General features: G+C 73.8%; 17 protein-coding genes. 15 read left to right on the plus strand and 2 right to left on the minus strand.

The window, feature by feature from the left end:
• Positions 1-197: 197 nt before the first annotated feature.
• From ACWGJO_RS16400 to obgE, 6 genes are all read left to right on the plus strand, one after another.
• Positions 198-2,126 (plus strand): TIGR03960 family B12-binding radical SAM protein, encoded by a 1,929-nt coding sequence (locus ACWGJO_RS16400; RefSeq protein WP_452184346.1) that lies wholly within the window; start codon positions 198-200, stop codon positions 2,124-2,126.
• A 232-nt stretch (positions 2,127-2,358) separates the two neighbouring features.
• Positions 2,359-3,159, plus strand: a complete 801-nt coding sequence (locus tag ACWGJO_RS16405; RefSeq protein ID WP_452184347.1) for a TIGR03936 family radical SAM-associated protein — start codon at positions 2,359-2,361, stop codon at positions 3,157-3,159.
• A 398-nt stretch (positions 3,160-3,557) separates the two neighbouring features.
• Positions 3,558-7,223, plus strand: a complete 3,666-nt coding sequence (locus tag ACWGJO_RS16410) for an Rne/Rng family ribonuclease (RefSeq protein WP_452184349.1) — start codon at positions 3,558-3,560, stop codon at positions 7,221-7,223.
• Positions 7,224-7,450: 227 nt separating this feature from the next.
• Positions 7,451-7,768, plus strand: a complete 318-nt coding sequence (rplU, locus tag ACWGJO_RS16415) for a 50S ribosomal protein L21 (RefSeq protein ID WP_045696828.1) — start codon at positions 7,451-7,453, stop codon at positions 7,766-7,768.
• Between the two features lie 14 nt (positions 7,769-7,782).
• On the plus strand, positions 7,783-8,040 hold the full coding sequence (rpmA, locus tag ACWGJO_RS16420; protein WP_030309712.1) for a 50S ribosomal protein L27: 258 nt from the start codon (positions 7,783-7,785) through the stop codon (positions 8,038-8,040).
• Between the two features lie 139 nt (positions 8,041-8,179).
• Entirely contained in the window at positions 8,180-9,661 is a 1,482-nt protein-coding gene (gene obgE, locus ACWGJO_RS16425; protein ID WP_452184351.1) for a GTPase ObgE, read from the plus strand.
• A 102-nt stretch (positions 9,662-9,763) separates the two neighbouring features.
• Here obgE and ACWGJO_RS16430 read toward each other — a convergent pair whose 3' ends face one another.
• The gene (locus tag ACWGJO_RS16430) at positions 9,764-10,516 is read right to left on the minus strand and encodes a hypothetical protein (RefSeq protein WP_452184353.1); all 753 of its coding nucleotides are present in this window, start codon (positions 10,514-10,516) and stop codon (positions 9,764-9,766) included.
• A 315-nt stretch (positions 10,517-10,831) separates the two neighbouring features.
• On the opposite strand from ACWGJO_RS16430, the gene proB reads away from it, so the two are divergent.
• The 5 genes from proB to ACWGJO_RS16455 all read left to right on the plus strand — a co-directional run bounded on the left by proB (position 10,832) and on the right by ACWGJO_RS16455 (position 16,073).
• Positions 10,832-11,968 carry a glutamate 5-kinase gene (gene proB, locus ACWGJO_RS16435; RefSeq protein WP_380543256.1) on the plus strand — a complete coding sequence of 379 codons (1,137 nt, stop codon included), beginning with the start codon at positions 10,832-10,834 and terminating at the stop codon, positions 11,966-11,968.
• A 174-nt stretch (positions 11,969-12,142) separates the two neighbouring features.
• Positions 12,143-12,667 (plus strand): hypothetical protein, encoded by a 525-nt coding sequence (locus ACWGJO_RS16440; protein ID WP_359910956.1) that lies wholly within the window; start codon positions 12,143-12,145, stop codon positions 12,665-12,667.
• 193 nt (positions 12,668-12,860) lie between these two features.
• Positions 12,861-14,183: a glutamate-5-semialdehyde dehydrogenase gene (locus ACWGJO_RS16445; RefSeq protein ID WP_452184355.1), complete on the plus strand. Its 1,323-nt coding sequence runs from the start codon at positions 12,861-12,863 to the stop codon at positions 14,181-14,183.
• Positions 14,184-14,272: 89 nt separating this feature from the next.
• Complete coding sequence (locus ACWGJO_RS16450; RefSeq protein WP_387695703.1) at positions 14,273-14,857, plus strand: SCO2584 family spore wall biosynthesis protein; 585 nt, start codon at positions 14,273-14,275, stop codon at positions 14,855-14,857.
• Between the two features lie 142 nt (positions 14,858-14,999).
• The gene (locus ACWGJO_RS16455) at positions 15,000-16,073 is read left to right on the plus strand and encodes an SCO2583 family membrane protein (protein ID WP_452184357.1); all 1,074 of its coding nucleotides are present in this window, start codon (positions 15,000-15,002) and stop codon (positions 16,071-16,073) included.
• Between the two features lie 103 nt (positions 16,074-16,176).
• On the opposite strand, the gene ACWGJO_RS16460 is transcribed toward ACWGJO_RS16455, so the two are convergent.
• On the minus strand, positions 16,177-17,277 hold the full coding sequence (locus ACWGJO_RS16460) for a M48 family metallopeptidase (RefSeq protein ID WP_452184359.1): 1,101 nt from the start codon (positions 17,275-17,277) through the stop codon (positions 16,177-16,179).
• Between the two features lie 261 nt (positions 17,278-17,538).
• On the opposite strand from ACWGJO_RS16460, the gene ACWGJO_RS16465 reads away from it, so the two are divergent.
• From ACWGJO_RS16465 to ACWGJO_RS16480, 4 genes are all read left to right on the plus strand, one after another.
• Positions 17,539-17,685, plus strand: a complete 147-nt coding sequence (locus ACWGJO_RS16465; protein WP_359910966.1) for a hypothetical protein — start codon at positions 17,539-17,541, stop codon at positions 17,683-17,685.
• A 211-nt stretch (positions 17,686-17,896) separates the two neighbouring features.
• On the plus strand, positions 17,897-18,052 hold the full coding sequence (locus ACWGJO_RS16470; protein WP_359910967.1) for a hypothetical protein: 156 nt from the start codon (positions 17,897-17,899) through the stop codon (positions 18,050-18,052).
• Between the two features lie 123 nt (positions 18,053-18,175).
• Positions 18,176-18,808, plus strand: a complete 633-nt coding sequence (gene nadD, locus ACWGJO_RS16475) for a nicotinate-nucleotide adenylyltransferase (RefSeq protein ID WP_049658574.1) — start codon at positions 18,176-18,178, stop codon at positions 18,806-18,808.
• A gap of 14 nt (positions 18,809-18,822) precedes the next feature.
• A partial coding sequence (locus tag ACWGJO_RS16480; RefSeq protein ID WP_452184362.1) for a hypothetical protein occupies positions 18,823-19,172 on the plus strand: 350 nt, incomplete at its 3' end.

The raw sequence follows: 19,172 nt of genomic DNA on the forward strand, positions 1-19,172 counted from the left end.
CGTGCCGGGGCGGGCACCGGCGGGTGCCGGCGGGCGGCGGCGGGCACGGGCGGACACCGGCCGTCCGGGAGGCGCCGGAGCGCGCGGGGCCCGTGATCCGGGGCAGACGGCCCGTTCCCCGGATTGGGCTACCCTTGAGGGTCACCCCTCCCGTGCCGGCCAGCGGCACCGAATCACGTCGTAAGGGTTCCTAGTACATGACTGTCGAATCGGTCTTCCCACGCCTGGAGGCCCTCCTCCCGCACGTCCAGAAGCCGATCCAGTACGTCGGCGGCGAGCTCAACTCGACCGTCAAGGACTGGGACGCCTGCGACGTCCGTTGGGCACTGATGTACCCCGACGCCTACGAGGTCGGCCTGCCCAACCAGGGCGTCATGATCCTCTACGAGGTGCTGAACGAGCGCGAGGGCGTGCTCGCCGAGCGCACCTACAGCGTCTGGCCGGACCTCGAGGCGCTGATGCGCGAGCACGACGTCCCCCAGTTCACCGTGGACGCCCACCGCCCGGTGAAGGCCTTCGACGTGTTCGGGCTGTCGTTCTCCACCGAGCTCGGCTACACCAACATGCTCACGGCGCTCGACCTGGCCGGTATCCCGCTGGAGGCCGCGGCCCGCACCGACGAGGACCCGATCGTCCTGGCCGGCGGCCACGCGGCCTTCAACCCGGAGCCGATCGCCGACTTCATCGACTGCGCCGTGGTCGGCGACGGCGAGCAGGCCGTCCTCGACATCACGGAGATCATCCGCGCCTGGAAGGCCGAGGGCCGCCCGGGCGGCCGGGACGAGCTGCTGCTGCGCCTGGCCCGCACCGGCGGGGTGTACGTCCCGAAGTTCTACGACGTGGAGTACCTGGCCGACGGCCGGATCGGCCGCGTCGTGCCGAACGCCCCGGGCGTGCCGTGGCGGGTGTCCAAGCACACCGTGATGGACCTCGACGAGTGGCCGTACCCGAAGCAGCCGCTCGTCCCGCTCGCGGAGACGGTGCACGAGCGGATGTCCGTGGAGATCTTCCGCGGCTGCACCCGCGGCTGCCGCTTCTGCCAGGCCGGCATGATCACGCGCCCCGTGCGGGAGCGAAGCATCACCGGCATCGGCGAGATGGTGGAGCGCGGGCTGAAGGCGACCGGCTTCGAGGAGGTCGGCCTGCTGTCGCTGTCCAGCGCCGACCACACCGAGATCGGCGACATCGCCAAGGGCCTGGCGGACCGCTACACCGAGGACAAGATCGGCCTGTCGCTGCCGTCCACCCGCGTCGACGCCTTCAACATCGACCTCGCCAACGAGCTGTCCCGCAACGGGCGCCGCTCGGGCCTCACCTTCGCCCCCGAGGGCGGCAGCGAGCGCATGCGCAAGGTGATCAACAAGATGGTGTCGGAGGAGGACCTGATCCGCACCGTCGCCACCGCGTACGGCAACGGCTGGCGCCAGGTGAAGCTGTACTTCATGTGCGGCCTGCCGACCGAGACCGACGAGGACGTGCTCCAGATCGGCGAGATGGCGAAGAACGTCATCCAGAAGGGCCGCGAGGTCACCGGCCAGAACGACATCCGCTGCACCGTCTCCATCGGCGGGTTCGTGCCCAAGCCGCACACCCCGTTCCAGTGGGCCCCGCAGCTGTCCGCCGAGGACACCGACGCCCGCCTGGCCAAGCTGCGCGACTCGATCCGCGGCGACCGCAAGTACGGCAAGAACATCGGCTACCGCTACCACGACGGCAAGCCGGGCATCGTCGAGGGCCTGCTCTCCCGCGGCGACCGCCGGGTCGGCGCGATCATCCGCGCGGTCTACGAGGACGGCGGCCGCTTCGACGGCTGGCGCGAGTACTTCTCGTACGACCGCTGGATGGCCTGCGCCGACAAGGGCCTGTCCGGCACCGGCGTCGACGTCGACTGGTACACCACCCGCGAGCGCACCTACGAGGAGGTGCTGCCCTGGGACCACCTGGACAGCGGCCTCGACAAGGACTGGCTCTGGGAGGACTGGCAGGACGCCCTGGAGGAGGTCGAGGTCGACGACTGCCGCTGGACCCCGTGCTTCGACTGCGGCGTGTGCCCCCAGCTCGGCCTCGATATCCAGATCGGCCCCACCGGCAAGAAGATGCTCCCCCTGACGGTGGTCAACAAGTAGCGCGTCCCCCCTCCCGCGACCCCCGGCCGGAACGTTCCGGCCGGGGGTCGCGGCGTGCGGTGGAGCGGAGGCTGACCAGGGGCGGAGCGAGGGGGAGCGCGGGGCGCGTACCCTTTGAGGTGACAGAGTCCGGACAGTGGCGGGAAGACGCCGCACCGGACGGGGACAACTGACTAAGGACTGAGCGACCCTGGCACGCCGTACGCCCGACGGTCCGCCGCCCGCGCCGACGGTGCAGCGGATTCGTCTCCGCTACACCAAGCGCGGCCGGCTCCGCTTCACCAGCCACCGCGACTTCCAGCGCGCCTTCGAGCGCGCCCTGCGCCGGTCCGCCGTTCCGATGGCCTACTCGGCCGGCTTCACCCCGCACCCGAAGGTCTCCTACGCCAACGCGGCCCCGACCGGGGTGGCGAGCGAGGCGGAGTACCTGGAGATCGGCCTGGCCGCGGTCCGCGACCCCGAGCAGCTGCGGGCGCAGCTGGACGAGTCGCTGCCGGCCGGCCTGGACGTGATCGACGCGGTCGAGGTCCGGACGCCGAACTTCGTGGAGCGCCTGGAGGCCTCCGAGTGGCTGCTCCGACTGGACGGCGTGGAGCCCGACGTGGCCGCCGAGGCGGTCGCGCGCTTCCTCGCCGCCGAGCGGGTCGAGGTCGAGCGCCGCACCAAGAACGGCCTGCGGGTCTTCGACGCGCGGGGCGCGGTGGCGGCGCTGGAAGCCGTCCCGGCCCAGGTCGAGGCCGGTGCGGACGCCGGGCCCGGAACGGACCGCGATGTTCGGACCGGCCGTCCCTGTGCGATACTGCGCCTGGTAGTACGACACGCCACACCCGCCGTACGACCCGACGACGTATTGTCCGGTCTCCGTGCGACGGCCGACCTGGCGCCGCCGGTCCCCGCAGAGGTGACCAGGCTGGCGCAGGGGCCGCTCGACGAGGAGACCGGCACGGTGACCGACCCGCTGGCGCTCGACCGCGCGGCGGCCCCGGCCGGCTCGGAGCCGGCCGTGGGGCCGCACGCTACCGCGTCCGCCTAGCGGGGGGAGGCCGGGCCCAGTGCCTCACTGGGCCCGACGGTCCTCCAGGGTTCCCGCGGCTCCCCAGGGGAGCGAGCGTCGTCGCAGCACAGGCCTGCCACCCGGGGCCTGCCGGCCAGGAAGGTCGGCCGGCCCGGGACCCCGTCCGGGAGCCACCCGGGGTTGGGGGACGGCGCAGCTTGGGAAAACCTCAGAAGACTGGTCAGAACCAGAAGACTTTCGACACCCCGCCGAGCGCGGGGCGCCGAGCGAGACTACGAGCCCCTGTGCGGCGTCGCGTCCGCGCGGCGGCACCGTCAAAAGGGTCCGGTCCGGGCATCGTCGCGATGCCGGCCGCCCAGCGGTGCCGTGCCGTGCCCGGATGTGGAGCCCGGGGGCCTGACGGGAGATCCACCCGCATGCTCGATAACACCGATCCGCAGCAGACTGCGGCCACGGACCAGAACGAAACCGCCGCGACCGGTGGCGAGGGCGCGTCCGCCGCGCCGCCGCGCCGTCGTCGCCGCGCGGTGTCCCGCCCGGCGGGCACCCCGCAGGGCGCGGCCGCCGAGGCGGCCGAGACGGTACTGCCGGCCGAGGCGCCGACCGCCGCTGCCACCCCGGCTCCGGCCGTCGAGCCGGCGGCCGAGCCCGCCGCCGAGAAGCCGGTCCGGGCCCGCCGGACCCGCAAGCGCGCCGAGGCCCCGGCCGGGGCGCCGGAGGCCACCCCGATCGTGGTGACCGCACCGGAGGCGGCGCAGGCCCCGGCGGCCGAGCCCGCCGCCGAGAAGCCCGCGAAGGCCACCAGGGCCACCAGGGCCACCAAGGCGGGCAAGACCGAGAAGGCGGAGAAGACCGAGGTCGCCGAGGTCGCCGAGCCCGTTGCCGAGCCCGTCGCCGAGAAGCCCGCCCGGGCCCGGCGCACCCGCAAGCGCGCCGAGGCGCCCGCCGGTGCTCCCACGACCGAGGCCGAGACGCCGGTCGTCGAGACGCCGGTCGTCGAGGCTGCCGCCCCCGAGGCCCCCGCCGCCGAGCCGGTGGCCGAGGAGGCCCCGGCCGCTCCGGCCCGCCGCCCCCGCCGCCGTCGCGTGGTCGAGGCCGCGCCGGTCGTCGAGGCCCCGGTGGCGGAGCCCGTCGCCGAGGCGCCGCAGGCCGAGGAGCCCGCCGTCGCGGAGGAGCCCGAGGAGGAGGCCGTCGAGGCCGCCGCCCCCGAGGCCCCCGCCGAGCCGCACCACCGGGTGCGCCGCCGCGCTGTGCGCCCGGCCACCGCGGTCTTCCAGGCGCCGGTGTTCCAGGAGCCGGCCCCCTTCGTCGCGCCGTCCGCGCCGGCCACCGCGGCCGCGCCGCAGCAGCCCGTCGCCGCCCCGGTGCAGGCCGAGGCCCCGGCCGTGGCCGAGCGCACGGAGGAGGACGAGGAGTTCGAGTACAGCGGTGTCGGCCGTCGCCGCCGGGTCCGTACCCGGGTCGAGCCGACCCGTCGCAAGTCGGCCGCCCAGGCGAAGGCCCAGGCGAAGGCGCCGGCGAAGGCCCCCGTGAAGGCCCCGGTCGAGGCCGCGCCGGTCGTCGAGGCCCCGGTCGCCGAGGCGCCCGCCGTGGAGGCCCCCGTCGCCGGTCCGGAGACCGAGGGCGAGTGGGAGGAGGACGGCCGTCCGTCGCGCCGTCGCCGCCGGGGTGGCCGCCGCCGCCGTCGTGGCGAGGCCGAGGAGTTCGAGGCCGCCGAGGCCGTCGAGGCCGAGCAGCCCGTCGCCGAGGAGTCGGCCGAGGCCGTCGCCGAGGACGAGGGCGACGAGGACGACGACCTGGCCGCCGGCCTGTCCTCGTCGCGCCGCCGCCGTCGCCGCCGTCGCCGCAGCGGTGAGGCCGGCGCCGTCGAGGCCGCCGAGACCACCGAGGACGGCGTCCGCACGGTGGTGAAGGTGCGCGAGCCGCGCCGCCGCTCCACCGAGCCGTCCTTCGACCCGGACGAGGTGCAGTCCATCAAGGGCTCGACCCGTCTGGAGGCCAAGAAGCAGCGCCGCCGCGAGGGCCGCGAGCTGGGCCGCCGCCGGGTGCCGATCATCACCGAGGCCGAGTTCCTGGCCCGCCGCGAGTCGGTCGAGCGCGTCATGGTGGTGCGCCAGAGCGGCCAGCGCACCCAGATCGGCGTCCTCGAGGACGGCGTGCTGGTCGAGCACTACGTCAACAAGGAGCAGGCCACCTCGTACGTCGGCAACGTCTACCTGGGCAAGGTCCAGAACGTGCTGCCGTCGATGGAGGCCGCCTTCGTCGACATCGGCAAGGGCCGCAACGCGGTGCTGTACGCCGGTGAGGTCAACTTCGGCGCGCTGGGCGGCCACGGCGGCCCGCGCCGGATCGAGTCGGTGCTGAAGTCCGGCCAGTCCGTGCTGGTGCAGGTCTCCAAGGACCCGATCGGCCACAAGGGCGCCCGCCTGACCAGCCAGATCTCGCTGCCCGGCCGCTACCTGGTGTACGTGCCCGAGGGCTCGATGACGGGCATCTCGCGCAAGCTCCCGGAGAACGAGCGAGCCCGGCTGAAGCAGATCCTCAAGAAGATCGTCCCGGACGACGCGGGCGTCATCGTGCGCACCGCCGCCGAGGGCGCCTCCGAGGAGGAGCTGACCCGCGACGTCCAGCGCCTCCAGCAGCAGTGGGAGGACATCCAGAAGAAGGCCGCGACCGGCAACGCCCCGGCGCTGCTGTACGGCGAGCCGGACATGACCGTCCGGGTCGTCCGCGACATCTTCAACGAGGACTTCAGCAAGGTCATCGTCTCCGGCGACGAGGCGTGGAAGACCATCCACGAGTACGTCTCCAACGTGGCCCCGGACCTCGCCGAGCGGCTCCAGCGCTGGACCTCCGAGGTGGACGTGTTCGCCACCTACCGGATCGACGAGCAGCTGATGAAGGCGCTGGACCGCAAGGTCTGGCTGCCGAGCGGCGGTTCGCTGGTGATCGACCGCACCGAGGCGATGGTCGTCATCGACGTCAACACCGGGAAGTTCGTCGGCCAGGGCGGCAACCTGGAGGAGACGGTCACCCGGAACAACATCGAGGCGGCCGAGGAGATCGTGCGCCAGCTGCGGCTGCGCGACCTCGGCGGCATCATCGTGATCGACTTCATCGACATGGTGCTGGAGTCCAACCGCGACCTGGTGCTGCGCCGCCTGCTGGAGTGCCTGGGCCGGGACCGGACCAAGCACCAGGTGGCCGAGGTCACCTCGCTGGGCCTGGTCCAGATGACCCGCAAGCGGGTCGGCCAGGGCCTGCTGGAGTCCTTCTCCGAGCCGTGCGTGCACTGCAACGGCCGCGGCGTGATCGTCCACATGGAGCAGCCGAGTGCCCACGTCCACGCCCCCGTGGCGGCGGGCGAGGCCGGTGCGGGCGGCGGCAAGCGCCGTCGCCGCGGCAAGGGCGGCGCGGGCCACGAGGAGCCGCAGGCCGTCGAGCCCGTGGTGACCATCCTGTCCGAGTCGGCGGAGGAGTTCGCCGAGCCGGTGCGCGAGGAGATCGAGGGCCAGCTGGCCCTGGAGGTCCCGGGCGTCGAGGCTCCGGCCGAGGTGGCCGCGCCGGGCGTCGAGGCCCCCGTGGCCGAGGCCCCGGCCGCCGCTCCGGCGGGCCGTCCGCGTCGCCGCGCGGTGCGCAAGGCGACCGCTCCGGCGGGTTCCCCGGACACCGCCGAGATCGTGGTGCTCCAGGCCAAGGCCGAGGCGGCGCTGGAGGCGGCCCTGGAGGCCGCCGCCCCGGCGGTCGCGGAGGCCGCCGCCGAGGCCGTCGCCGAGGCGCCGGGTGAGCCGGTCGTGGTCGCGGAGGCCGCGGTCGTCGCCGAGGCTCCCGAGGCCACGGAGGCCGCGGAGGCCACGGAGACCGCCGAGGCCGGCGAGGCCGGCGAGGCCGACGAGGCTCCGGCCGAGGAGGCGCCGGCGCCGAAGAAGCGGGCCGCCCGCAAGACCGCCGCGAAGAAGACCGCCGCCAAGAAGACCACCACGGCGGCCAAGAAGACCACCGCCCGCAAGACCGCCACCAAGCGGACGAGCGCGGCGGCCAAGAAGGCCGCGGCCGCCGAGGGTGATACGGCGTCCGAGTAGTGCCCACGCCCGGGGCGGGAGTGATCCCGCCCCGGGTCGTACGGGCCGGTTTGCCCCCCGGGCGGCCGGTCCGTATTCTTGACCATCGGCGTGTCTACGCCATGCTCCCGAGCACATCACCTTCCCGGGTCGCCGCGTTCGCGCGGAGGGCCGGGGAGAGGCTCCTGTGTCCGTACCCAGGTGGCTGGCGTCGGGGGTTCCGACCGAGCAAGGAAAGCAGGTACCGCATGTACGCGATCGTTCGCGCAGGCGGCCGCCAGCACAAGGTCGCCGTGGGCGACGTGCTGGAGATCGACCGTATCGAGGCCAAGCCGGGTGACTCGGTCGAGCTCTCGACCATCCTCGTCGTCGACGGTGACGCTGTCACCTCCGACCCGTGGGTCCTGGCCGGCGTGAAGGCTCACGCCGAGGTGGTCGACCAGACCAAGGGTGACAAGATCGTCATCCTGCGTTACAAGAACAAGACCGGCTACCGCCGTCGCCAGGGTCACCGTCAGCAGCACACCGCGGTGCGCATCACGAGCATCGACTCGGTCAGCAAGTAAGGGGATAGCGAAAAATGGCACACAAGAAGGGCGCAAGCTCTACTCGTAACGGCCGTGACTCGAACGCCCAGCGCCTCGGCGTGAAGCGCTTCGGTGGCCAGGTCGTCTCCGCCGGCGAGATCCTCGTCCGCCAGCGCGGCACCCACTTCCACCCGGGTGCCGGTGTCGGTCGCGGTGGCGACGACACCCTGTTCGCGCTGACCGCCGGTGCGGTGCAGTTCGGCACCCGTCGTGGCCGCAAGGTCGTCAACATCGTGGCCGTCGAGGCCTGAGTCCCCGCGGACTCCCGAGTCTGAGAAGACCCACCGGGTCGGACAAGACTCACAGTGAAGGGTGGGCCGGAATTCTCCGGTCCACCCTTCACGCTTTACGCAGGTAGTAAGCAGACTCTCGCGCACTGGAGGCACACCCATGACCACCTTCGTGGACCGCGTCGAACTTCATGTCGCCGCGGGTAACGGGGGCCACGGCTGCGCCTCCGTGCACCGCGAGAAGTTCAAGCCGCTCGGCGGCCCGGACGGCGGCAACGGCGGTGAGGGCGGCAGCGTCATCCTCACCGTGGACTCGCAGGTCACCACCCTGCTGGAGTACCACCACTCGCCCAAGCGCAAGGCCACCAACGGCAAGCCGGGCGCGGGCGGCAACCGCACCGGCGCGCTCGGCGAGGACCTCGTCCTGCTGGTGCCGGACGGCACCGTGGTGCTGGACCGCAACGGCAACGTGCTGGCCGACCTGGTCGGGCACGGCACCAGCTTCGTCGCCGCCCAGGGCGGCCGCGGCGGCCTCGGCAACGCCGCGCTGGCCTCGGCCCGCCGCAAGGCGCCCGGCTTCGCGCTGCTCGGCGAGCCCGGTGAGGCCCGTGACATCGTCATGGAGCTCAAGTCCGTCGCCGACGTGGCCCTGGTCGGCTACCCGAGCGCGGGCAAGTCCTCGCTGATCTCGGTGCTCTCCGCCGCCAAGCCGAAGATCGCGGACTACCCGTTCACCACCCTGATCCCCAACCTCGGGGTGGTCACCGCGGGCGACACCGTCTACACCATCGCCGACGTGCCCGGCCTGATCCCGGGCGCCAGCCAGGGCCGCGGCCTGGGCCTGGAGTTCCTGCGCCACGTGGAGCGCTGTTCGGTGCTGGTGCACGTGCTGGACTGCGCCACCCTGGAGCCCGGCCGCGACCCGCTGACCGACCTGGAGACCATCGAGGCCGAGCTCGCCGAGTACGGCGGCCTGGACGACCGCCCGCGCCTGGTCGCGCTCAACAAGGTGGACGTCCCGGACGGCCAGGACATCGCCGACCTGACCCGCGCCTCCCTGGAGGAGCGCGGCTACCGGGTGTTCGAGGTCTCCGCCGCCTCCCGCAAGGGCCTGCGCGAGCTGAGCTTCGCCGTGGCCGGGATCGTCGCCGAGGCGCGTGCCGCCAAGCCGGCCGAGGAGTCGACCCGGATCGTGCTGCGGCCCAAGGCCGTCGACGACGCCGGCTTCACCATCACCGAGGAGGACGGCGCGTACCACATCCGCGGCGTCAAGCCGGAGCGCTGGGTCCGCCAGACCGACTTCAGCAACGACGAGGCCGTCGGCTACCTCGCCGACCGGCTGGCCCGCCTCGGGATCGAGCAGGAGCTGTGGAAGATCGGGGCGCACGAGGGCGACACCGTCGTCATCGGCCCCGAGGAGAACGCCGTCGTCTTCGACTGGGAGCCGACCATGGCCGCCGGTGCCGAGATGCTCGGCCGTCGCGGTGAGGACCACCGCTTCGAGAACCCGCGCCCGGCGGTCGACCGCCGCCGCGAGAAGCAGAAGGGCCGGGACGCGGCCGAGTCCGAGTTCCTCGCCTTCGAGGCGCTCTCCAGCGGCCGCCAGGCCGCCATCGAGGGCGACGACGACGAGGACAACTGAGCCTCGGAGTCCTGAGGCCTGTCTCCAGGGCCCCTGTCGGACGGCCCCCGTCACCTGTCGAAGGTGGCGGGGGCCGTCCGCGTGTTCAGCGGTGACCGGGCGTCACTTGGCCCAGGAGGCCTGGAGCTTCAGCGGGTCGGCCAGGTCGGTGTAGCCGACCGCGGCCGGGGTGTTCCCGGGGATGGAGATGATGGTGCAGCCCTTGGCCTCGGCGCCCTTGGTCACGCCCTGGAACTTCGCGCCGGTGCACTTGGGCAGCGGGGTGGCGGCGGTCATGACGTTGAGCCCCTTCTTGCCCGCGGTGTCGAAGACGACGAACTTCGAGTCCGGGGCGGTGAAGGAGAGGCTGGCGTCCCCGACGTTCTTGATGGTGTAGCTCACGTACACCGGGGTGCGGCCTTCCAGGCCGACGATGCTGATCTTGGCGGCGGTGAAGTCCTGCACCGAGCCGACCTCGACGCCGGTGACGGTGATCTCCAGCTTGGTGGCGACCTTGGAGGTCTTGTCGGCGAAGTCCACGGTGGCGCTCTGGCCGACCTTCACGCTGCTGGCGGCCGCCGGGACGGCTCCGCCGGCGGCGCCGCCGCCCGCCGCACCGGCGGTGCCCGCGCCGCCGGACGCCGCACCCGACGGGGCCGCGGTCGAACCGCCGGCCGCGCCGCCGGTCGGGGTGCCCCCGGTGGCGGCACCCCCGGTGGCGGCGCCCGGAGCGCCGCTGGTCGGGGCCGGAGCGGCGCCGGTCGAGCCGCCCGCCGGGGCGGCCGGGTCGGCGTTGTCCGGCCCGCAGGCCGCGAGCGACAGGGCGGTAGCCGCCGCGAGCGCGGCGAAGGTCAGCTTGGTTGTGTACGAACGCATGGTGCGCATTTCTCCTGGGCGCACGGCCGCGACCGTTGCCGGCCTTTGCCCAGTGCGGCGCCGCCCGTCGTGACAGGAAGGGTCGATGACGACATGGGTCCAGCGGGCAAGAAGCCGTCCCCCGATCTGGCTTGCGGTCAGGGACCATACCAGTCATCCGGATTGCCGGACGGGCTGTGGCGGGCCCGTGACCAGGCCGGGTCCAGCCGGTGAAACACCCGGCGGGTGACCTGCGCCGATCGCGTAGATTGCGGGGGTGACGGCCGGGCCCGGGCCCCGCCGTACCCGCACCACACCGGAAGGGCGTACAGCGAGATGAGCGAGGACTCTCTGCGGGACGAGGTGCTGACCGCGCGGCGGATCGTCGTCAAGGTCGGCTCCTCCTCCCTGACCACGGCGGCCGGCGGCCTGGACGCCGACCGCGTCGACGCCCTGGTGGACGCGCTCGCCAAGCTGCGCGGCCGCCCCGGGGCGCCGGAGGTCGTGCTGGTCTCCTCCGGCGCGATCGCCGCCGGCCTGGCCCCGCTCGGTCTGGACGGGCGGCCCAAGGACCTGGCCCGCCAGCAGGCCGCCGCCAGCGTCGGCCAGGGCCTGCTGGTCGCCCGCTACACCGCCTCCTTCGCCCGGTACGGGATCAGGGTCGGCCAGGTGCTGCTCACCGCCGAGGACGCCAGCCGGCGCGCCCACTACCGCAACGCCTACCGCACCCTGGACCAGCTGCTGGCGATGGGCGCGATGCCGATCGTCAACGAGAACGACACCGTCGCCACCGCCGAAATCAAGTTCGGCGACAACGACCGGCTCGCCGCCCTGGTCGCCCACCTGGTCCGCGCCGACCTGCTGGTGCTGCTCTCCGACGTGGACGGCCTGTACGACGGCGACCCGTCCCGCCCCGGCACCAGCCGGATCGCCGAGGTGCGCGGCCCGCAGGACCTCGACGGCATCGAGATCGGCAGCGCCGGCAAGGCCGGGGTCGGCACCGGCGGCATGGTCACCAAGGTCGAGGCGGCCCGGATCGCCACCGGCGCCGGCATCCCGGTGGTGCTCACCGCCGCCAGCCAGGCCGCCGACGCGCTGGCCGGCCGGCCCACCGGCACGCTCTTCCTGCGCACCGGAAGCCGGACCTCCGACCGGATGCTCTGGCTGGCCCACGCGAGCAGCCCGCGCGGGGCGCTGCACCTGGACGAGGGTGCCGTCCGGGCGGTCGTCTCCGGCGGGGCGTCGCTGCTGCCGGCCGGGGTCACCAAGGTCGACGGGGAGTTCGCCGCGGGTGATCCGGTGGACCTTCTTGCCGAAAACGGCCACATCGTGGCTCGCGGACTGGTCAACTTTGATGCGAGGGAGTTGCCCCGCCTGCTCGGCCGGTCCACCCGCGACCTGGCCCAGGAGTTCGGCGCCGCGTACGAGCGCGAGGTCGTCCACCGCGACGACCTGGTCGTTCTGCGCGGCTGACCGGCCCGGCGGGCCGGCACCGGCCGCCCGGCCGATCGGCGCAGCGCGCACGGCGGGCCGCTCCGTACCGGGAGCGGCCCGGCCACGGGCGAGGAGGGGCGCAGCCGTACCGGTCGGCCGAGGGTCGACGGGGCCGGTGGGGACGACAGGACATCGCCGAACAGGAGGCCGCCGGTGGAACGCAGGCGCGAGGCAGCGCTGACCGCAGGGACGGCGGGCCGGCGGCTGACCAGCATCGACGGCGGGCGCGGCGACGGCCCCGCCGAGCCGGCCGGTCCGCCGCCGCAGAGGCCCGGCGGGGTGCGCAGGATGCGGCCCGAACGCGACCGGGCGGCCCAGCCGCCCACCGTGCCCGAGCAGGCGCGGCTGTGGCACGTGGTGCTGAGCGTGGCCGGGCAGGTCACCCCGCTGCCCTCGCTGCGCGCCTCACTGGAGCAGCTGGCGCACGACCACTCGTTCTTCCTGACCGCCCGCTACGCGGCCGACCACGCGGAGATCCGCTACTGGGAGCAGGCCCGGGACCTCCACGACGCGGCGGCCATCGCGCTGCGGCTGTGGGGCGAGCACAAGGTCACCGCGAACCTGCCGCCCTGGGAGATCGTCGGGCTGGAGGTGGTCGACCGGGCGACGTACCACAAACGGGTGGCGGAGGGCTTCGGCGACCCGCCGCCGCACCTGGGCGGCGTGCACCCGTACTGAGCCGCACCCGTACTGAGCCGCACCCGTACTGAGCCGCCCCGTGCCGGGCCGTCCCCGTCGGCCGGGCGGCCCCGTCGGGCCGGGGACATCGGGCCGCCGGACCGGGGATCGTCGGGCCGGGTCCGGCGGAGCGGCGTCTCACCGGGCGAAATACCGCCCGGGCGGGGCGGGTGCAGTCGCTACCCTTGGCGGCATGACCAGCGACCTCGCCACCGCCGACAGCCCCGTCCTCGCCGTAGCGCGCCGAGCCCGGGAGGCCGCCGCCGTGCTCGCCCCGCTGCCGCGCGGCGCGAAGGACGCCGCGCTGCTGGCGGTCGCGGACGCCCTGGTGGCCCGCGGCGCCGAGATCGTCGCGGCCAACGCCGAGGACGTGGAGCGGGCCCGGGCGGCCGGCACGGCCGAGTCGGTGATCGACCGGCTGACCCTGACCGAGGAGCGGATCGCCGCGATCGCCTCCGACGTGCGCGACGTGGCCGGCCTGCCCGACCCGGTCGGCGAGGTGGTGCGCGGCTACACCCTGCCCAACGGCCTGGACGTGCGGCAGGTCCGGGTGCCGCTCGGCGTGGTCGGCATCATCTACGAGGCCCGCCCGAACGTCACCGCGGACGCCGCCGCGCTCTGCCTCAAGTCCGGCAACGCGGTGCTGCTGCGCGGCTCCGCCTCCGCCTACCGCTCCAACACCGCGCTGGTCGCCGTGGTGCGCGACGCCGTCGCCGCGGCCGGGCTGCCCGCCGACGCGGTCCAGCTGGTGCCGGGGGAGAGCCGGGACTCGGTGCGGGAGCTGATGCGCGCCCGCGGCCACGTGGACGTGCTGATCCCGCGCGGCGGCGCCTCGCTGATCCGCACCGTCGTCGAGGGCTCCACCGTCCCGGTGATCGAGACCGGCACCGGCAACTGCCACGTCTACGTGGACGCCGAGACGGACCTGGCGATGGCCGTCGGCATCCTGCTGAACTCCAAGGCGCAGCGGGTCAGCGTCTGCAACGCGGCCGAGACGCTGCTGGTCCACCAGGACGTCGCGGACGCCTTCCTGCCGCTCGCGCTGGCGGCGCTCGCCGACGCCGGGGTGACGGTGCACGGTGACGAGGCGGTGCTGAAGGCCGCCGAGGGCGGCCCGGCCACCGTGGTGCCGGCCACCGACGAGGACTGGGGCGCCGAGTACCTCTCGCTGGACCTGGCCGCCGCGGTGGTGCCCTCGCTGGACGCCGCCGTCGAGCACATCCGCCGCTGGTCCTCCGGCCACACCGAGGCGATCGTCACCACCTCGCAGGCCGCCGCCCGCCGGTTCACCCGGTTGGTCGACTCCACCACGGTGGCCGTCAACGCCTCGACCCGCTTCACCGACGGCGGTGAGTTCGGCTTCGGCGCGGAGATCGGCATCTCCACCCAGAAGCTGCACGCCCGCGGCCCGATGGGCCTGCCCGAGCTGACCAGCACCAAGTACATCGTCACTGGTGACGGGCACGTGAGGGGCGAGGCGGCGCAGACCGTGGGCGGGGACGCGCACGGCCGCTGAACGCCGGGTGAGGGGTGTCCGTCACATGTGTGACGGACCAACTGCCGGGAGCCACAGACAAATCGCCCGGCCGGTAATACGCTGAATCCGTGGCTGAGGATGTGGGGGGCTTCCCGTACCCCGACGGCGCCGACCACGGTGGTGCGGACGACGAGTTCGCCACCGTGGTCTTCGATGAGGCCTTCGTCCGGTCCGCCGCCGTGCACGAGCCGACCGCCAAGGAGCGGCAACTCGCCGCCGCCGAGGCCCGGTTCGAGTCGGACGCCGCGGGCCCGGGCTGGGGCTGTGACGTTCCCGCGGGGGACGGACTGCCGCTGGAACTGCGCCCGTACCCGAGCGGGCTCGACGCGGACCACCTCTACCCCGATCCCTGGTCGGGGCCGGACCGGGCGGCCGACCGCCGGGTCCGGCGGCGGTGGCGACGCGGCTACGACCCGGTGCGCTCCCGCGGGCGGTACGTGGCCCAGCAGCGGTGGCACCGGCCGGTGGCCTGGGTGCTCGCCGTGATCATGGGCGTGGGCCTGGTGGCGATCGCGGTCGCGGCGATCTACCAGGGCGTGGGCGGTTCCGCGGGAGCGCCCCGGCGCCCCGAGTCCGGCACCAGCAGCGCCGGGGTCGATCCGGGGCAGGCCCCGGCAGACCCCCCGCTGGTGGTCACGGCGCCGGCGGGCTAGGGCGGGCTTCGGCGGGCCGGGGCGGGCCGACGCGGTCGCCCCCGGGCGCGGGCGCACGCCCGGGGGCGGTGGTCACTGAGCGTTCCCGGGAATGTGCGCCCGCACCCTCGTGGCGGCGCCGGTGTCGGCCTACCCTGGTGGTGTGGGTGACCCGAGAGAGCCTCCGGAGGGTACGCCCGAGGGCGGTTCCGGCAACGAGGACGAATTCCGGTCCGTCGTGTTCGACGAATCGTTCGTGCGGGCTGCCCGCATCCAGGAACTGTCCGCCCGGGAGCGGCTGGCCGGCTCCTTCGGCAAGGCCACCCGGCCGCGGGTGCGGCTCGGCCCGCTGGGCACCGTCCCGCGCCAGGCGCTCATCCTGCTGCTGCTCATCCTGCTCGCCTTCGGGACCGCGGTGTACTTCGGCGTGAGTTCGCCGAGGGGGACCGCGGTGCGGCCCGAGGGCAGTCAACTGACCGTCAGCCTGGTCGCGTTGAGCCCGGCGTCGGCCGTCCGCCCGGTCGCCGACCCGGCGGACCCGTTCACCGCGCTGCAGCCCGGGTACGGGGACGGCACGATCGGGCTGAACACCCCGACCGGGGCTGCCACCGAGCACTTCAGCCGGGTCGAGGTGACCAAGGCGCTCGACACCGTCCAGCGCTACCTGGTCGCCTCCTCGCTGGCCCCGGCCGCGCTGGTCCAGGGTGCCACCGCCGATGTGCGGGCCTTCGTCACGCCCGGTGAGCAGGCGGAGTTCGACGCGAGCGTGGCGCAGCCGGTGGACGACCGGCACCACGCGGTGACCGGCTGGATGGTCCGCTTCGACCCGGCGCAGGTCGCGCTGGCCTCGAACACCGTGAAGGTGGCCGGCGCGATGCGGATCGACGAGGCGGACAGCGGGACCCTGCAGATCACCACCGACCACACCTTCGTCTACGCGCTGAAGCCGGCCGGGGCCCCGGCCGGGGCCCCGGCCGGAACGCCGGTCACCCTGGAGACCGTGCGGCGGCAGCTGACCTTCGAGTTCGACCGGGTCGACCTGGCCTCGGCGCAGCTGCGGCTGGTGGACTCGGTGGTGCAGGCCGGTCCGGAGCCCTGCGACACCTCGATGGCGGGCTTCCTGCAGCCGGTGCTGGCCACCGCGCAGGGCACGGCGGTCGCGCCGCCGACGCCGGTCGACCCCGGCAACCACGCCCGGCCGGGCTGGCAGGTGTGCGCGGTGCTGGCGGGCGGCTGAGAAGTTGCCCCGGCCGTGGAACGGCGAGGCGGCCGGTGCCCCTGGACGGGACACCGGCCGCCGTCGCGGTCGCGGTGGGCCGGCGGTCGTCGCGGCCCGGGGGTCAGCTGCCGTCGCGGTCCGCGGAACCCGAGCCCGCTGAACCCGAGCCCGCGGAGCCGTTGCCGGAGGAGCCGTTGCGGCCGGCGGCGCCGGTGAAGGTGTCGCGGAGCTTGCCGCCGACGGTCGCCGCGCCGCCGGCGACGTCCCGGAGCAGGCCCATCAGCGGGTCCTTGCTCTCCTTGACCGAGGTGGTGTAGTGGTCGGCGGCGGCCTTCCACTGCTCGGAGACCGAGGCGTCCGGGTCGTCCGCGCGGCGCGGGTAGGCGCCGGCCACGATCGAGCGGTAGTCGTCGCTCTCCGCCCACTTCTTCAGCTGGGCGACCCGCACCACCGCGAAGGGGTGGGTCTGCGGCAGCAGCTGGAGCACCTTGAGCACGCCGTCGCGCAGATCGCCGGCCTTCTCGTACTCCTCGGCCTGCTCCAGGAAGGCGTCGACGTTCATCTCGGCCAGGTTGTGGCCGCCGGCCAGCTTCATCAGGGCCCGCATGGACGCCTGGAGGTCCTGTCCGGCGAGCAGGCCGGCCCGGTCGCTGGACAGCTCCGCCTTGCGGAACCACTCCTTGAGCGCGGTGATGACCGCGGTGATCGCCAGGTTGCCCAGCGGCACCCAGGCGATCCGGGTGGCGATGTTGGTGAGGATCATCAGCATCGTCCGGTAGACGGCGTGGCCGGACATCGCGTGGCCGACCTCGTGGCCGATGACGGAGCGCAGCTCCTCCTCGTCGAGCAGCTCGACCAGGCCGCTGGTGACCACGATGACCGGGGTGTCGATGCCGATGCAGTACGCGTTGACCGTCGGGTCCTGGGAGACGTACAGGTCGGGGACCTGCTCCAGGTCGAGCACGTAGGCGGCGTCCCGCACCATGTCGTGCAGCTCCGGGAACTGGCGCTCGGAGGTCTTCACGGCGGTGGCCAGGAACATCAGCCGGATCGCCCGCTCGGAGACCAGGCCGGCGAGCTTCTTCAGGATGTCGTCGAAGCCGGTGAGCTTGCGCAGCGCGACCAGGGCCGAGCGGTCCGCCGGGTGCTCCCACGCCCGGGTGGAGATTCCGGGGAAGCGTTCGCGGCGGCGGCTCGGGGCCTTCACGGTCGTGTCGGTCATGGTCTGAGTACCTCCTGGTCGACGGCGGCCGCGGCCCGCTGGCCCGCCCCCCGTTGGTCTTCGCCTGCAACGACTGTCTGTGCAACGCGCGCGGTTGCGTACTCGTCCCCGGGGGCAGCGTACGCGCGGAGCGTCCCGGGGGCGGCGGGTGTGTCACCGGGGCCGGTGGGCGGCGCCGGTGTGAGGCCGGTTTAACCTGAGTCCTGGACGACCGAGACCGGACCCGGCCGCGGTACCGAGCAGTTCGAGGAGCCCCCGCAGATGTCCACCGACACGCTTGTCAGCCTGGCCGCGCCCATCTCCGACGAGACCGGCCCGGGCCTGTTCCTGCGGATCATCGTGGTCGCGTCCTTCGTGGGCATCGGCCTGCTGGTCTGGATCATGGCCCGCGCCTTCAAGAACAACTAGGGGCCGCCCTCCCGGGTCTGTCACCGGGCCCGTTCCCGGCCGGCTCGCGGCCCGTTCCCGGCCCTCGCCCCCGGCTCGTGCTCACGCCCGGTCAGCGGCGGTGGGCCGCCGAGCGGTTGCCGTGTAACCCCCCGTACGATGACGGGTGGGCCCTCACCGGCCCGGAACCACCCCCAGGTCCGTTCCCCGAGCCGAGAAGGTCCCGCCGACCATGAGCACTGCTGCCGCACTCCCCGTTCTGAACCTTCTCGCCGAGGGCGAGGGGGGCAACCACGACAGCCTGAACCCGGCCCTGACCGGTGGCGCCGCGCTGTTCATCCTGCTGGTCCTGCTCTTCATCACCACCCGCTTCAACCGGGACCGCTGAGCCGGCCGCGCGGACCGCTCGGGGAGCGTCCGGCCACCGGCCGGCCGCTCCCTCACGCATCTGCGGAGAACCCCCACCCGGCCGTTCCCGCACCGTAACGGGTGTCGCGTAAGGTGTGGCGGCATGGGAGAGCAGGCCGGGAATCCCGGCGGACCGGAACCGGTGAAGAAGCGCCTAGGCGTGATGGGCGGCACCTTCGACCCGATCCACCACGGCCACCTCGTCGCCGCCAGTGAGGTCGCGAGCGCGTTCCACCTGGACGAAGTGATCTTCGTGCCGACCGGGCAGCCGTGGCAGAAGAGCGACCGCCACGTCACCCCGGCCGAGGACCGCTACCTGATGACGGTCATCGCCACCGCCGAGAACCCGCAGTTCTCGGTCAGCCGGATCGACATCGACCGCGAGGGCCCGACGTACACCGTCGACACCCTGCGCGACCTGCACGCCCTGCACCCGGACGCGGACCTCTTCTTCATCACCGGCGCCGACGCGCTCGCCCAGATCCTCTCCTGGCGCGACTCCGACGAGCTCTTCTCGCTGGCCCACTTCATCGGATGCACCCGCCCGGGGCACACTCTGTCGGACGCCGGGCTTCCGGTGGGCGGGGTCTCCCTGGTGGAGGTCCCGGCGCTGGCCATCTCCTCCACGGACTGCCGCAACCGGGTCGCCAAGGGTGAGCCCGTCTGGTACCTCGTCCCGGACGGCGTGGTCCGCTACATCGACAAGCGGGCGCTGTACGCGCCGCGCGGGGACTGATCCAGGAGCGGTGCATGACTGATCGCAGCGACGGCCGGCGGCCGGAGGACTGGTCCACCGGGCAGTACCAGCAGCCGTACCAGGGCTACCAGAACCCGCAGCAGCAGCAACCACAGCAGCCGCAGCAGCCGCAGTCGTACGAGCAGCAGCAGTACGACCAGCAGTACGACCAGTACGGGCAGCCGGTGTACGGGCAGGACCCGTACGGCTACCAGCAGCAGGGCTACCAGGGCTACCAGCAGCAGCCGTACCAGGCCGCCGCCCCGGTCGCCGCCGAGCCGCAGGCGCCGTCGCCGGTGCCGCCGCCGCAGGCCGAGGCCGCCGCGCCGTCCGCCGCCGCAGCGGCCGCAGCGGCACCCGCCGC

Source organism: Kitasatospora sp. NPDC054795, assembly GCF_053611565.1.

Bases quoted from the DNA above. Each gene is read 5' to 3' on its own strand.
- proB (WP_380543256.1), top strand. From the start codon at position 10,832: ATGAGCGAGGACTCTCTGCGGGACGAGGTGCTGACCGCGCGGCGGATC.
- ACWGJO_RS16460 (WP_452184359.1), bottom strand. From the start codon at position 17,277: ATGACCGACACGACCGTGAAGGCCCCGAGCCGCCGCCGCGAACGCTTC.
- ACWGJO_RS16400 (WP_452184346.1), top strand. From the start codon at position 198: ATGACTGTCGAATCGGTCTTCCCACGCCTGGAGGCCCTCCTCCCGCAC.
- obgE (WP_452184351.1), top strand. From the start codon at position 8,180: ATGACCACCTTCGTGGACCGCGTCGAACTTCATGTCGCCGCGGGTAAC.
- ACWGJO_RS16470 (WP_359910967.1), top strand. From the start codon at position 17,897: ATGAGCACTGCTGCCGCACTCCCCGTTCTGAACCTTCTCGCCGAGGGC.
- rpmA (WP_030309712.1), top strand. From the start codon at position 7,783: ATGGCACACAAGAAGGGCGCAAGCTCTACTCGTAACGGCCGTGACTCG.
- rplU (WP_045696828.1), top strand. From the start codon at position 7,451: ATGTACGCGATCGTTCGCGCAGGCGGCCGCCAGCACAAGGTCGCCGTG.
- ACWGJO_RS16465 (WP_359910966.1), top strand. From the start codon at position 17,539: ATGTCCACCGACACGCTTGTCAGCCTGGCCGCGCCCATCTCCGACGAG.
- ACWGJO_RS16430 (WP_452184353.1), bottom strand. From the start codon at position 10,516: ATGCGTTCGTACACAACCAAGCTGACCTTCGCCGCGCTCGCGGCGGCT.
- nadD (WP_049658574.1), top strand. From the start codon at position 18,176: ATGGGAGAGCAGGCCGGGAATCCCGGCGGACCGGAACCGGTGAAGAAG.
- ACWGJO_RS16445 (WP_452184355.1), top strand. From the start codon at position 12,861: ATGACCAGCGACCTCGCCACCGCCGACAGCCCCGTCCTCGCCGTAGCG.
- ACWGJO_RS16410 (WP_452184349.1), top strand. From the start codon at position 3,558: ATGCTCGATAACACCGATCCGCAGCAGACTGCGGCCACGGACCAGAAC.